11 protein-coding genes are annotated in these 15,733 nt (G+C 29.1%); 10 read left to right on the forward strand and 1 reads right to left on the reverse strand.

Features of this window, described 5'->3' with window-relative positions; genetic code table 11:
* Positions 1-2: 2 nt before the first annotated feature.
* The 10 genes from ACKTTQ_RS12180 (at position 3) to ACKTTQ_RS12225 (ending at position 14,874) form a co-directional block, all read left to right on the forward strand.
* Positions 3-320 carry an FtsB family cell division protein gene (locus ACKTTQ_RS12180; RefSeq protein WP_093869148.1) on the forward strand — a complete coding sequence of 106 codons (318 nt, stop codon included), beginning with the start codon at positions 3-5 and terminating at the stop codon, positions 318-320.
* Entirely contained in the window at positions 320-1,669 is a 1,350-nt protein-coding gene (locus ACKTTQ_RS12185; RefSeq protein WP_408049342.1) for a methylmalonyl-CoA mutase subunit beta, read from the forward strand. Before ACKTTQ_RS12180 ends, ACKTTQ_RS12185 begins: the two co-directional genes overlap by 1 nt.
* Positions 1,662-3,725, forward strand: coding sequence for a methylmalonyl-CoA mutase (gene scpA / locus ACKTTQ_RS12190; RefSeq protein ID WP_093869149.1), 2,064 nt, complete (start codon positions 1,662-1,664; stop codon positions 3,723-3,725). Before ACKTTQ_RS12185 ends, scpA begins: the two co-directional genes overlap by 8 nt.
* Before the next feature lie 207 nt (positions 3,726-3,932).
* Positions 3,933-4,832, forward strand: a complete 900-nt coding sequence (locus ACKTTQ_RS12195; RefSeq protein ID WP_408049343.1) for a sterol desaturase family protein — start codon at positions 3,933-3,935, stop codon at positions 4,830-4,832.
* A gap of 170 nt (positions 4,833-5,002) precedes the next feature.
* Positions 5,003-5,881 carry a phosphatidylserine decarboxylase gene (locus tag ACKTTQ_RS12200; protein ID WP_093869151.1) on the forward strand — a complete coding sequence of 293 codons (879 nt, stop codon included), beginning with the start codon at positions 5,003-5,005 and terminating at the stop codon, positions 5,879-5,881.
* A 109-nt stretch (positions 5,882-5,990) separates the two neighbouring features.
* On the forward strand, positions 5,991-9,140 hold the full coding sequence (ccsA, locus tag ACKTTQ_RS12205) for a cytochrome c biogenesis protein CcsA (protein WP_408049344.1): 3,150 nt from the start codon (positions 5,991-5,993) through the stop codon (positions 9,138-9,140).
* Positions 9,141-9,198: 58 nt separating this feature from the next.
* The gene (locus ACKTTQ_RS12210; protein ID WP_408049380.1) at positions 9,199-9,714 is read left to right on the forward strand and encodes a DUF2892 domain-containing protein; all 516 of its coding nucleotides are present in this window, start codon (positions 9,199-9,201) and stop codon (positions 9,712-9,714) included.
* Positions 9,715-9,798: 84 nt separating this feature from the next.
* Positions 9,799-11,706: a polysaccharide biosynthesis protein gene (locus ACKTTQ_RS12215; RefSeq protein ID WP_408049345.1), complete on the forward strand. Its 1,908-nt coding sequence runs from the start codon at positions 9,799-9,801 to the stop codon at positions 11,704-11,706.
* Positions 11,707-11,736: 30 nt separating this feature from the next.
* A complete protein-coding gene (locus ACKTTQ_RS12220; RefSeq protein ID WP_408049346.1) occupies positions 11,737-12,504 on the forward strand; it encodes a polysaccharide biosynthesis/export family protein in 768 nt (255 codons plus the stop codon).
* A gap of 6 nt (positions 12,505-12,510) precedes the next feature.
* Positions 12,511-14,874, forward strand: a complete 2,364-nt coding sequence (locus tag ACKTTQ_RS12225) for a GumC family protein (protein ID WP_408049347.1) — start codon at positions 12,511-12,513, stop codon at positions 14,872-14,874.
* A 34-nt stretch (positions 14,875-14,908) separates the two neighbouring features.
* On the opposite strand, the gene ACKTTQ_RS12230 is transcribed toward ACKTTQ_RS12225, so the two are convergent.
* Positions 14,909-15,646 carry a tyrosine-protein phosphatase gene (locus ACKTTQ_RS12230; protein ID WP_408049348.1) on the reverse strand — a complete coding sequence of 246 codons (738 nt, stop codon included), beginning with the start codon at positions 15,644-15,646 and terminating at the stop codon, positions 14,909-14,911.
* Positions 15,647-15,733 lie beyond the last annotated feature (87 nt).

Here is a 15,733-nt window from a genome sequence, read left to right on the forward strand (position 1 = left end):
CTATGAATTTAAAATCACTAAAAAATAAATCTCCATTTAAAATTATAACGAATATTTATATTCTTATTTTGACTGTCTTTATAATATGGATGCTTTTTTTAGATGAAAATTCGTACCTTACCCATAGAGAGTTTAATGAAGAGATTAAAGAGCTCGAAACATGGATTGACTATCACAAACAAAAAATTGCAATAGACAAAGAGACAATAGAAAAACTGAAAGATTCTTTAGAACTTGAGCGCTATGCACGTGAAAAATATCTTATGAAAAAAGAAAACGAAGATTTATATATTATTGAATTTGATACTATAAAAAAATAATGGATAATTATTTATTTAACGAATTTCAAGAGGTAACGTCTCAAGCTTGGAAAACTAAGATACAGGTAGACTTAAAAGGCGCTGACTATAACGATACTTTATTATGGAAAACTAATGAAGGAATCACCGTAAAACCCTTTTACACTAAAGAAGATAGAACTCAACAAAACATACATCTTCCCAAAAAAGAGTTCAATATTTGCCAATCAATCACTGTAGAAGACGAAAAAAAAGCAAACTCTTTAGCTAATGATTACTTAAAAAGAGGAGCCAACAGTATTGAATTCATAGTAAATAATCATTTAGATTACAAAACTCTTCTAATTAATATAGACCTTCAAAACACTGTTTTATATTTCAGATTTAAACACTTAAATTCAAAGCTAATTTTAGACATATCAGAATTCATCAATTCTGACAATTGCTATTTCAATATTGATATTATTGGTAATTTAGCAAGCACTGGAAACTGGCACAAAAGTCAAAATGAAGACCATACAGAAATTGAGTCTATTATAAAAAACGCTACAAATTCAATTTGCGTAAATACTTCTATCTATCAAAATTCAGGAGCAACAATCACTCAACAGCTTGCTTACACTTTAGCACATGCTAACGAATACCTTAATCACTTTGGTAAAGAAGCTGCTCATAAAATTCATTTTAATTTTTCTATTGGAAGTAATTATTTTTTTGAAATCGCAAAAACAAGAGCTTTCAGAATACTATGGAACTCTCTTCTAAAAGAATACGATGTAAAAGAAACAACAGCACATATTTTTTCACAACCTAGCTTGCGAAATAAAACTTTATACGATTATAACGTAAACATGCTTCGAACTACTTCAGAATGCATGAGCGCTATACTAGGAGGAGCTGACACTATTACTAATTTATCTTATGATAAACTATTCCACAAACCAAATGAATTTGGTGAACGAATATCAAGAAATCAATTATTAGTACTAAAAGAAGAATGTGAATTAGAAAGCGCACAACATATTGCTAATGGAACTTATTACATAGAATCATTAACAAACCAATTAGCACAACAAGCATTAGACATCTTTAAACAAATAGAAAATGGTGGCGGATTTCTAAAACAATTACAAGAAGGAACTATTCAGCGCAAAATAGCTGAATCTGCAATAAAAGAGCAAGAACAATTTGATAATGGTTTATTAGTTTTATTAGGTACTAATAAAATTCAAAATGAAAAAGATAAAATGAAGAGCGATATTGAAATTGATCCTTTCTTAAAAAAGCGAAATAAAAAAACACTAATACAGCCTATAATCCAAAAAAGACTAGCTGAAAAACTAGAACAAGAACGTTTAGAAAATGAGTAGAAAAGATATATCAAATATTAAAATAGCTCAAGATAAAACTTCAGAAGTTAACAGTTACAAACATGAAAGTTTTGTTGCAGGAATAGCACCCAATCTTAGAGGACCGTATTCAACCATGTATGTTCGAAGACCCTGGACTATTCGTCAATATGCAGGTTTCTCAACAGCAGAAGAAAGTAATGCTTTTTATAGAAGAAATTTAGCAGCAGGCCAAAAAGGATTATCTGTTGCTTTTGACCTAGCAACACATCGTGGATATGATTCTGATCATGAACGTGTACAAGGTGATGTAGGAAAAGCTGGAGTGGCAATTGACTCAGTTGAAGACATGAAGGTGCTATTTAACCAAATACCTTTGGATAAAATGTCTGTTTCAATGACCATGAACGGAGCTGTTTTACCTATACTCGCATTCTATATTGTTGCTGCTGAAGAACAAGGTGTTGCTCCTGAATTATTATCTGGAACTATTCAAAATGACATATTAAAAGAGTTCATGGTGCGAAATACTTATATCTACCCACCTACTCCTTCTATGAAAATAATTGCTGATATATTTAAATATACCAGTGACAACATGCCTAAATTTAATTCAATTTCAATCTCAGGATACCACATGCAAGAAGCTGGTGCTACTCCTGATATTGAATTAGCTTATACATTAGCTGACGGATTAGAATACATAAAAAAAGGATTAGAGGCAGGTATGGACATTGACACTTTTGCCCCACGCCTTTCTTTTTTCTGGGCAATTGGAATGAATCATTTCATGGAAATAGCCAAAATGAGAGCTGGTAGAATGCTATGGGCTAAAATTGTAAAACAATTCAACCCTAAAAACCCAAAATCATTAGCTTTAAGAACTCACTGCCAAACAAGTGGTTGGAGCTTAACAGAACAAGACCCATTTAACAATGTTGCCAGAACAACTATTGAAGCAATGGCCGCAGCTTTTGGAGGTACACAAAGCTTACACACTAATGCACTAGATGAAGCTATTGCTTTACCAACTGATTTTTCTGCTAGGATTGCCAGAAACACTCAAATATACCTACAACAAGAAACCAATATTACAAAAACCGTTGATCCTTGGGCAGGAAGCTATCATGTAGAAAAACTTACCGAAGACATTGCTGATAAAGCATGGAAACTCATGCAAGAAGTTGAAGAACTTGGTGGCATGACCAAAGCAATTGAGAAAGGAATCCCTAAAATGCGTATTGAAGAAGCTGCTGCTAAAAAACAAGCAAAAATTGACAGCAATCAAGATGTAATCGTAGGAGTAAACAAATACCAACTAGAAGAGGAAGACCCTTTACACATATTAGAGGTCGACAACGAAGCAGTTAGACAATCACAAATAGAACGCTTAAATAGCTTAAAAGCTAACAGAAACGAAGAAGCTGTAAAAAAATCACTAGAAAACATAACTCAATGCTCTAAAGATGGACTTGGGAATCTATTAGATCTAGCCGTTAAAGCAGCAAGAAATAGAGCTACTTTGGGTGAAATATCTGATGCTATGGAAAGCGTTTTCGGACGTCATAAAGCAGTACATAAAACCATATCTGGCGTGTATAGTAAAGAAATAAAGGATGACAAATTATTTAAAAAAGCTATTGAATTAGCCGATAATTTTTCTGAATTAGAAGGTCGTAGACCAAGAATTATGATAGCAAAATTAGGTCAAGATGGTCATGATCGTGGCGCAAAAGTTGTTGCTACAGGATACGCTGACTTAGGTTTTGATGTAGATATAGGCCCACTATTTCAAACACCAATAGAAGCCACTAAACAAGCTATTGAAAATGATGTACATATTTTAGGAATTTCTTCATTAGCCGCTGGTCACAAAACACTAGTTCCACAAGTAATTGCAGAATTAAAAAAATACGGTCGTGAAGATATTATGGTTATTGTAGGCGGTGTAATTCCCGCACAAGATTATGAGTTTTTATTTGAAGCTGGAGCCGTAGGTGTTTTTGGTCCTGGAACCAAAATTGCTCAAGCCGCTATAGATATGCTTACCATACTTATTGACAGTATAGAAGAATAAAAAATACACTAATAGCCCTATTTATTTAGCACTACATAATAAATAGGGCTGTTAGGTTTTATATCAGCATGCTACTTATTAAAATATTATTACTTATTTTTAAATGAGTATCTCTTCAATTTTAAAACGTCTTTTTTTTATCTCTAAACGTCTTTTTCTCTAGGTTACTTTCACTAAAATTACATTAAAAATAAAATTGATTTTGTAATGTATTCGAATTTCGTAACCTTGCTAGAAAAAATATCTTCAATCACAACACCTTTATTATTTATTGTAATAATAATTGAACTAACATTTCTTTTTATTGGAAAAAGAATAAAACTAAAAAAAGAAAGTCTTGTTAGCTTTTTATCTCTAGTGATTGGAACAATACCCTACTTACTCTTTTATGCTTCTTTAGAACTAAACATAATGATATGGTTTTATGAAAACATAAGCCTTTGGACACTTAGCAACCAATGGTATATATGGTTATTATGTTTTTTATCCTATGATTTCCTGTGGTGGGCAGTCCATTATGCTGGACATAAAGTCAGAATTCTTTGGTGTATACACGGAGTTCATCATACCCCAAAAGAAATGAATATGAGTGTTGCTATTAGAGGTTCTCTTTTTGATTTTTTTCAATACTTTCACATATTAGTATGGCTACCAATCATAGGTTTAAATCCATATATGATATTAACTGTAGATGTTATATCTCGATTATACGGTGTTTTCACCCATATAAACGAAACGAAATTTAGAAAAACCCCACTACTAAATAAACTACTTATTACTCCAATGTTACATAGGGTTCATCATTCAAGTAACTCCATTTACCTTGACACTAACTTTTCAAATATTTTTTCAATATGGGATAGGCTATTCAACACCTATCAAGAAGAATTAGATACTATTAAACCAATTTACGGTATTACTGAAAGTGAGAGTAAATCAATCAATACAGAAAACGTTTTTAGCAGCCAATTTGGGCTTTTAAAAGATTTATTTCATGACATAAGATCCACTCCAAGTATAAAAAACAAAATAAAAATTTTATTTATGCCTCCCGACTGGAAACCATCATCTAGCACTAGAAAAAACACATATCAACATCAAATATGATTTACTTTTAAATCAAGCTAACAATTAAAAATAAGCTATCTTTTTATATTTAATAAAAGTAAAAACAAAATATATAGTATTTTATTACTCTTGTTTTCTAACTTTGTGTTTTAACAATTTCGGCAAATGTCTTTTTCAAAGTCAAATACCGTTTTAATAATTTTCTTCAAATGAAAATTCAATTTATTGATAGAAAAACAGGTGAGACGCATACTGAAACTCCACCTGGCGAAGGTTTTTTAAAACTATTATACAATAATCCTTTTGGTAAAATTGCTCTACTACCTTTAGCAAAACGAAAGTTTTTATCTTCTTGGTACGGGAAACTCATGAGTAAACCAAACTCTATCAACAAAATAAAAGGCTTTGTAAAAGAGTTAAACATAAACATGGACGAAGCAGAAAAATCTATAGAAGACTACACCTCTTTTAATGATTTTTTCTACAGAAAACTTAAAAAAAGCGCCAGACCTATCGAAAGTGATTTTATATCTCCTGGAGATGGTAAAATGTTAGCATTTGAAAATATTTCTGACGTACATAACTTTTTTATTAAAGGTAGAAAATTTACTTTAGAAGAATTTCTAGGAGATAAGACACTCGCTAAAGAATATAAAAACTCTTCCTTAATTATTTTACGACTAGCTCCAAATGATTATCACAGGTATCATTTCCCTTATGAAGGAACTCCTTCTAAAATGACAAAAATAAAAGGTGACTACTTTTCTGTTTCTCCTTATGCTTTAGCTTCAAATTTCACGAAAGTTTTTTGTGAAAATAAACGAGAGTACTGTATTCTTAAAACTAAAGAAAAAGGAAATATAGTAGTAGCTCCAGTTGGTGCAACTATGGTTGGAAGTATTATAGATACTTACAAACCTAACACGCAAATACAAAAAGGAGAAGAAATGGGATACTTTGCTTTTGGAGGTTCTACCATCGTTTTATTAGTTGATAAAAACAAACTAAAAATAGATAATGATATTATAAATAACACTAAAAATCATATAGAAACATTTGTTAAAATGGGAGAAAAAATAGGCAAATAACTCATCAAAAACTTTAACAAAACTTCTCTCTTAAAAATGATTCAAATCATAATGTTGTTCAATCATTAATACGTAAATTTGCTAAGTTTTACACTTATCAGATTTACAGATGAAGAAAATCTTAAATATCCTCTATTCTACACGTTTAACAGCTGTGTTATTTCTCGTATTTGCCGTAGCAATGGCAGTTGCTACTTTTATTGAAAATGATTTTGGAACGCAAACATCGAAAGCACTTATATATAACACTTGGTGGTTCGAAGTTATCATGATCTTTTTTGCTATTAACTTTTTTGGAAACATCTTTAGATATCGTCTATATAAAAAGGAAAAATGGTCTGTTTTATTATTTCATGTTGCCTTTTTATTTATTATAATCGGTGCTGGTATTACTCGTTATATTAGTTATGAGGGAATTATGATTATTGATGAAGGTGAGTCTACCGATACATTCTACTCTGAAACAAATTATTTAAATGTAGTTGTTGATAATAATGAGTTTCAAAAAACAACAGCAAATAAATTATTACTTTCTGCTTGGGGTAAAAACTCAGCAAGTTTTACAGAAACTTTTCAACCTAAAAAAGCTGGAAAAGAACATAAAATAGAACTTAATTTGGTTAATTACATACCTTGGTCTGAAAGTAAATTAGTTTTAGATAAAAATGGAACCGAACACTTATTTTTTGTAGAAAGCTCAAGTGGTAGCAGACATGAGCATTATATAAAGAGAGGTACTATACAAAACATACATAATATTTTAGTAGGTTTTGAAGCTCCAAACAACAACGCTTCTATTAACTTTTTTTATGAAGATAACAATTTAAAACTAACATCAAAAAACGATGGTGACTGGTTAAGAATGGCTGATCAGAAACGTGGTAAAATAGTAAAAGATAGTACTCAAAATTTTCAACTACTAACATTGCATACAATTAATGGAATGCAGTTCGTAGTTCCAAAATCTCCAGAAAAAGGAGAAATGAAAACTGTTAGTGGGAAAAAAGATCCGAAAAAATATGACACAGTTATTTTTGATGTATCGGTTAATGGAGAAACAAAAAGAGTGAATTTTTATGGTGGTCAATACAATGTTGACAATCAAGAAAACTTTAGTATCGGTGGTTTAAATTTTAGAGCATGGTATGGTGCAAAACAATTACAAACCCCTTTTAAAGTTAAATTAAACGACTTTCAACTAGAAAAATATCCAGGATCAGAAAGTGCAGCTGCCTATGGTAGTGAGATAACTGTTATTACGCCAAAAGAAACTTTTGATTTTAGAATTTTCATGAATCATATTTTAGATTATAAAGGGTATAAACTTTTTCAATCAAGTTATAAAATAGAAGGAGATAAAGAACAAACCCATTTATCTGTAAATCATGATTTTTGGGGAACCTGGGTTTCTTATATCGGATACTTTTTATTGTTTTTTGGTTTAATTGCTTCCTTATTTTCAAAGAATACTCGTTTTGATTATTTAAAGAACTCTTTAAAAAAGGTTCAAAAGAAAAAACTTACAATGTTTATTGTATTTATTTTCCTTTTAACAAATACAATAAACGCTCAGCAACACAGTCAACATAAAAAACTTTCTAATCAACAAATAGATAGTATTTTATCTGCAAACAAAGTTGATAAAAAACATGCTAAATCTTTCAGTAAATTAGTTATACAAGATGCTGGAGGAAGAATGAAGCCTGCACATACTTTTGCTTCTGAATTGATTAGAAAAGTAGCACAAACTGAAAGCTTTAAAGGCATGACTCCAAGTCAAGTTTTATTATCTATTGCTGAAAGCCCAAGGTTTTGGTTTGAAGTACCTGTAATTTACTTAGCTAAATCTGCTAATAAAGATATTCGTGAAGTTTTAGATTTACCAGAAGATGCTAAATATGCAAGATTATCAGATTTTGTTACAGCAACTGGAGAATATAAAATTAAAGCAGCTGTAGAAGAATCTCAAAAAACAAAAATTAAAAATAAATTCCAAACTGATTTAATCAAAATTGATAGAAGGGTTGGATTACTGTATAGTGCAATTGGTGGTGGAATTTTAAAAATCTATCCAATTCCTGGTGATGAAAACAATAAATGGGTTTCTCAACCAGAAACATTACATGCCGGTTTTAAAGGAACAGATTCAGTTTTTGTACGTCAATCTTTGCCTGTTTATTTAAAACTTCTACAAGCTTCAAAAAAATCTGGAAACTACACAGAAACCAATAAAATTTTAGACGGAATTAAAAAGTTTCAAAAAAAATATGGAGCAGAAGTTATTCCTTCAGAAGACAAAGTAGATTTAGAGATTATTTATAATAATATTAATATTTTTCAAAAGCTATCAAGATACTATGCTCTTATTGGTCTTTTACTAGTTTTATTTGTGATTTTACAAATCTTCTATAATAAATCAAAAGTTTTAAATTATACAATAAAAGGATTGATTGGTTTAGCAATTTTACTATTTATTTTTCATGTTGTTGGTTTAGGTATGCGTTGGTACATAAGCGGGAATGCACCTTGGAGTAACGCATATGAAAGCTTAATATTTGTTGCTTTTGCTACCATGTTATTTGGCTTATTGTTGGGTAGAAAATCTGCATTAACTATTGGAGCTAGTACATTTTTAGTTTCTGTAATTTTAATGTTTGCTGGTCAAAACTGGATAGATCCAGAAATTGCTAATTTACAACCAGTATTAAATTCTTGGTGGTTATTGGTTCATACTTCTATAATTGTTTCAGCTTATGGCCCATTTGGACTAGGAATGATTTTAGGTATTGTTACTTTATTCTTAATGGTATTTACTAACAAAAAGAATAAAAAGAAAATGGATTTACACATAAAAGAGTTAACCATTATTAATGAAATGGCAATAAATGTTGGTCTTATATTATTTACTGTTGGAAATTTCCTAGGCGGTATGTGGGCAAATGAAAGTTGGGGACGTTATTGGGGCTGGGACCCAAAAGAAACTTGGGCTTTAATATCTATTATGGTATATGCTTTTGTATTACATATGCGTTTAATACCTGGTTTACGTGGAAGATTTACCTTTAATTTATGGTCTGTTATTGCATTTTATTCAGTTATGATGACCTATATGGGTGTGAATTTCTATCTTTCTGGACTACACTCATATGCTAGTGGAGATAAGGTAATTACACCAACATCAGTATATTTATCTATAGCTTTTGTTTCTTTATTAGGAGTTATTGCATGGTTTAAAAATCAAAAATTTTACAAGAAGTAAAAACATTTTCATAAAAAATGTACTTTTGCTCATCATTAAAAAAGAATTATATTCAATTATGTTTAATAAAAATATCAAATTAGTTTTAGCTGCTTTAATAACAATATGGTCTGTATATGAGTTTACTCAAGGACATATTATGAATGGAATTTCTATACTACTATTAGCGGGTATTTTTATTTTATTCTATTTTAAAAACGAATTTATTTTATTAGCTTTTTTACAATTACGTAAACAAAATTTTGAAGGCGCTAAAAAGTGGTTAACTTATATTAAAAACCCTTCATCTGCATTAATTCAAAAGCAGGAAGGGTATTATAACTATCTTCACGGTATTATGCTTTCTCAAACTAATATTACACAAGCTGAGAAATTCTTAAAAAAAGCCGTTAAATTAGGTTTAGCAATGGATCATGACTTAGCTATGGCTAAATTGCAATTAGCAGGAATAGCAATGACTAAAAGACGCAAACGTGAAGCTACGAATTTGATGGCTGAAGCTAAAAAATTAGATAAACACGGAATGTTAAAAGAACAAATGCAAATGATGAAAAAGCAAATGAAAAAAATCTAATCATCATCCCTTACAAGTCTAAAACTCCCCTGAAAAAGTATTAATATTAATTTGTAATTTCGTAGATATCTCTACAATATATAAATGATTAAAAATTTATTTCTTAAAATTATAGATAAATACGCTTCTAAGTGGATTGTTTTAACTATTGACATTATATTAATATGTATCTCATTCATATTAGCTTACAGTGTTCGCTTTAACGCAAGTTTAAATTTCAATTTAGAAAGTTTATACATTCAAATTCCTTTTATTGCTATAGTAGCTCTTATAAGTTTTCTAACAGTAGGATCATATAGAGGTATCATTAGACATACAGGAACAAGAGATGCTTTCAATGTTTTTGTAGGTGTTACATTACTTTCAATGATTTCAATAAGTATTGTTTTATTAAATAATACTTTTAAAGTTATTCCAAACTTTACAATTCCAAAATCTATTATTATTATTCATTATTTAATTTCTATTTTAATTTTAATAGTTAGTAGATATGTTTTTAAAGCTTTTTTTGAAATTATCTCTTCAGAATTGGACGATATTACTAACGTTTTAATATACGGTGCTGGTGACTCTGGATTAATAACTTACGGAGCATTAAATAGAGATACTAAAAACAAATACCAAGTTGTTGGGTTTATTGATGATGATCGAAAAAAACTAGGAAAAAAAATAAATAGAATAAAAATTTATGAAAAGAAAAAAATCGATAGTCAATTCATCAAGAAACAAGAAATTGATGAAATTATTATTTCTATTCAAAATATAAAATCAGAAAAGCTACTTTATTTAACTGATAAATTACTTCAATTAGATGTTAAAGTAAAAATAGTGCCTCCTTTATCAAAATGGATCGATGGGGATTTAGAGGCTAATCAAATTAAACAAGTAAAAATTGAAGATCTTCTAGACAGAAAACCTATTTCAATAGACAACCCTATTGTTAAGAGAGATATAAACAATAAAGTAATATTAGTAACTGGTGCTGCTGGTTCAATTGGATCAGAAATATCAAGACAACTTAGCACATACAATAACTACAAACATCTAATTTTAATTGATCAAGCTGAATCTGCTCTTTATGATCTTCAGCAAGAACTAATACAAAAAAACAAAGGGAACTTTACCGCAATTGTTGCAGATGTAAAAGATAAAACACGAATGTCTGGTATATTTGAAACTTACAAACCCAATAAAGTATTCCATGCTGCTGCCTATAAACATGTCCCTTTGATGGAAATGAGTCCATATGAAGCTGTAAAAATTAATATTGGAGGAACAAAAAATATAGCCGATTTATCTGTAAAGCATAATATAGAACGTTTTGTAATGGTATCTACCGATAAAGCTGTTAATCCTACAAATGTAATGGGAGCAACAAAACGTGTTGCTGAAATGTATATTAGCTGCTTAAGTAATTTAACTAATCATACAACAAAATTTACAACCACCCGTTTTGGTAATGTTTTGGGTTCTAATGGTTCAGTTATTCCTTTATTTAAAAAACAAATAGAAAACGGGGGCCCTTTAACTGTTACGCATAAAGATATTACTCGTTATTTTATGACAATCCCTGAAGCTTGCTGTTTAGTACTTGAGGCTGGAACTATGGGAAATGGAGGTGAAATTTATATTTTCGACATGGGTAAATCTGTAAAAATATATGACATTGCAAAACGAATGATTCATTTATCTGGATTGCGTTTCCCTGATGATATAGATATAAAAATAGCTGGTTTACGTCCAGGAGAAAAACTTTATGAAGAATTACTTGCAAATGGGGAAAACACATCTCCTACTTATCATGAAAAAATCATGATTGCAAAAAATCAAGAAATTGATTACACTTTTATAAGACAAAAAATTATAGAATTATGCATCTCAAATGGTGATCACAATAATCAAAAGACTGTACAATTTATAAAAGATATTGTTCCTGAATACATCTCAAAAAATTCGATTTATGAGAAATTAGATTCTACAATCAAAAATTAAATTAGTACTTTCGCAAAAAATTTTCAACAAATGCAAAAAGTAAAAAAAATTGTTTTAATTTTATTTATTACAATTCTTTCGTCGTGTGTCTCTAAAAAAGACATTATATATTTCCAAAATGATCAAGTAGAGCAAGCTAAAGTTTCTAATAGTTATAAAACAGTATTCAAACCAGACGATTTACTCCAAATAACTGTTTCGGCATTAGACATTGAAGCTGTAAAACCCTTTAATCTTCCTGCTGTAACTTATGCAACTACTACAAATAGTGTTATTGGAACCCCACAACAGCAGGCTTATTTAATTGACAACAAAGGATATATTGATTTTCCTTTGTTAGGACGTTTAAAAATTGCAGGGTTAACAAGGTCTGAAACTATAAAACTATTGAAAAATAAATTAGATCCTGATTACATAAAAAAACCTACTATTAATATTATAATTTCTAACTTTAAAATAACTGTTTTAGGAGATGTAAAAACACCTGGTTCTTACAAGATACCTAATGAAAGAATAACTGTTTTAGATGCTATTGGGTTAGCAGGTGATCTAAATATTTCTGGAATAAGAAATATTGAAGTTAAAAGAGAAGAAGGTAATAAGATAACTACTTATAAATTAGATTTAAGGTCAAATAAACTTTTCACATCTCCTGTTTATTATTTACAACAAAATGATATTGTGTACGTACAACCAAATAAAGCTAGATCTCAATCGGCTTCTTACAACCAAAACACTGGTTTATTTATTTCAATAGGATCAGTACTTATTTCTTTAATTTCAATATTAACTAGATAACATAGTATGGAAAAAGAGCATTATACACATAAAATACAAGATAATGATACTATTAATATTAGAGCAGAGCTTGAAAAGTATCTTATACACTGGAAATGGTTTGTCTTAGGTCTATTTTTTTCGTTGATTGGAGCTTTTCTTTACTTAAGATATTCAACCCCTAAATATAGTGCCTCAGCAATAATTTTAATTAAAAATGATAAAAAGGGTGGCTTATCTGATGAATTAGCAGCTTTTGGAGATTTAGGTATTATTGGTGGTTCAAATAACAATATTGATAATGAAATAGAAATTATAAGATCAAGGAAATTAATTTCTGATGTTATTGAAAATTTAAAACTAGATTTTATTTATTTTTCTGAAGGAAGAATAAAAGAATCAGAGATTTATAATAACAAACCAATTTCAGTATTATTGAATAATACTAATGAATCGTTGGATTCTATCTTTTTTGTTAGGATTTTGTCAAAAGATAAATTTGTTTTACTTGACAAGGATCAATCTAAAATATCGGAAGAAGTTTTTGGTGTTAAACCAGAAAAAACTAGTTTACCTAATATCATTATTAATAAAACATTTTTTTTTAATAATGATCACATAGGTAATACAATTAAAGTCCTTATAAGACCAAGAAACAAAACAATTGATGTTTATAAAAAAGCTATTAGTGTTGGTGCACTTAGTAAGAAGTCGAGTGTATTAAAACTTTCTTTACAATCAACCATCAAAGAAAAAGCTGAAGACATTTTAAATGAATTAGTAAAGCAATATAATATAGATGCCATATACGATAAACAATTAGTATCTGAAAGAACCAATACATTTATTACTGAAAGGCTTAAAAATGTTGCCACGGAGTTAGCTAATCTTGATGATAATGTTAAAAACTTCAAGAATAACAACAACATAACTGATATACAATCTGAAGCACAATTAATACTACAAACAAACACCTTAAATAGACAAAAATTAATTGAAGCGAGCACTCAACTAAGTTTAGTAAAAGCCTTGAATGATGAAATTTCTAAAGATGATTTGTTGCCTGCTAATTTAGGTTTAGAAGACCCTAACATGGCTTTTTCTGTTAATGAATATAATAAATTACTAACCCAGAAAAAGAGATTATTAAAAAGTGCTGGCGCAAAAAACACAGTGGTAATTGAGCTAGAAGATAATATACAAAACTTAAAGAAGTCACTAAAGAGAAGTATTTTTAATAGAGAGAAATTATTAGAAATTAATCTTAGTAATTTAAAAAAAGAAGCTGGTAGATATAATTCAAAAATTTCTTCTATACCGACTAAAGAAAGAGAGTTTTTAGATATCGCTCGTCAACAAGAAATTATAGCAGGTTTATATTCTTATTTATTGAAGAAAAAAGAAGAAACCGCTATATCATTAACAGCAACAGCAGTACCTAATGCTAAGATAATAGATAAAGCTTATGGTTCAAATATACCTGTAAGCCCTAAAAGAAAAATTATTTATCTAGCTGCTTTACTACTAGGTTTAATTATTCCTTTTATCTTTATTTATTTAAGAGATTTATTAGACACAAAAGTGCATACTAAAAAGGACATTGAGGAGCTTACTTCTATTCCTTTTTTAGGCGATGTACCTCATTCAAATACTAAAGAGAAAATTGTAATTAATTCTAGTGCAAGATCTAGTACAGCTGAAGCCTTTAGATTAATAAGAACAAATCTTGATTTTATGCTACCTGAGTCAAAAGACAATGTAGGTAAAACAATTTTTGTAACGTCTACTACAAGTGGTGAAGGAAAATCATTTACATCGATAAACTTAGCTGCTTCTCTTTCTCTTTCAGGTAAGAGGGTTGTTTTAGTTGGGATGGATTTAAGAGCTCCAAAGATTACAGAGTATTTAGAAATACCTGATCGTAAAGGGATTACTAATTTCATTACTAATGAAAGTGTAACATTAGATTCTTTAAAGTTTTCTATTCCTGAAATTCCAAAACTTGATATAATAGCATCAGGAGCTATACCTCCTAATCCAGCTGAATTATTGATGACAGACAGAATCAATAAATTATTTGAAGAATTAAGAAAACAATATGATTATCTTATTATAGATACAGCTCCAGTTAATCTAGTAACTGATACTTTACTTATTTCTAAAAATGCTGATATGGTACTATATGTAACTAGAGCCAATTACCTAGATAAAAGAATGTTAGTAGTTCCACAGACACTATATACAGATAAAAAACTACCTAATTTAGCTATTGTATTAAATGATACAGATTTAAAAAGAGGATATGGTTATGGTTATGGTTATGGATACGGATACGGTTATGGTATTGCTGACGATGATGATTTACCTTGGTATAAGAAAATTTTTAATTAAAAATAAAAAAGGAAGTCTTTTAAGACTTCCTTTTTTATTTGAAAAACGAATTGTTTTTAATTAAATTTTCAACTTGTTTTATTATTTTTTTATCTCCTATTTTTGTCAAAAGCTTTAAATGATTGAAATGATGTGTATCTGTACCTACATAATCATATAAGTTTTCTTTTAATAATTTTTGAGTTATTTTTTGAACACCTTTTCCATATTGCTCCGTTAAAGAAAGTAAATTTAATTGAAATACACATCCAGATTTTTTAAGCTGATAATACTTTTGAAAATCATTGTGATAAAAATTATAACGTTCAGGATGTGCTAAAACAGGTTTGTAACCTTGTAATTGAATCTCAAATAATATATCAAACAAATTATAAGGAGCATTAAAATATGACATTTCAACCAATATAAAATTATCCTTAAGAGTTAGAATATCTTTCTTCTTTAATCGTTCTACAAATTGCTCATCCATCATATATTCAGCAGCAGATCTAAAACTAATATCATTGAAACCTCTAGCTAATAATTCTTTTTTTACAATTTCTGTTTTTTCTAAAATTAACGCTGAAGAATTTGGATAAACATCACCTAAAACATGAGGTGTTGTAACAAAGTTTTTTATTCCATACGAATACATTGTATTTATTAGCTCTAAAGAATTATCTAAATTTTTAGCACCATCATCAATTCCTGGAAGTAAATGAGAATGTATATCAACAAAATTATCATTAAAAACTTCATTCAAAGGAATTTCTTTTTTTTTCAGAAAAAACATAAAACAACAAAATTTGAAGTGCTAATTTACTACATTATTTTATCTAATTATTAAAATCAAACAGTATAACAAATTTTTGTTCAAAAT

The sequence above is a fragment of the Tenacibaculum halocynthiae genome (assembly GCF_964512825.1).
GTDB classification, from domain to species: domain Bacteria; phylum Bacteroidota; class Bacteroidia; order Flavobacteriales; family Flavobacteriaceae; genus Polaribacter; species Polaribacter halocynthiae.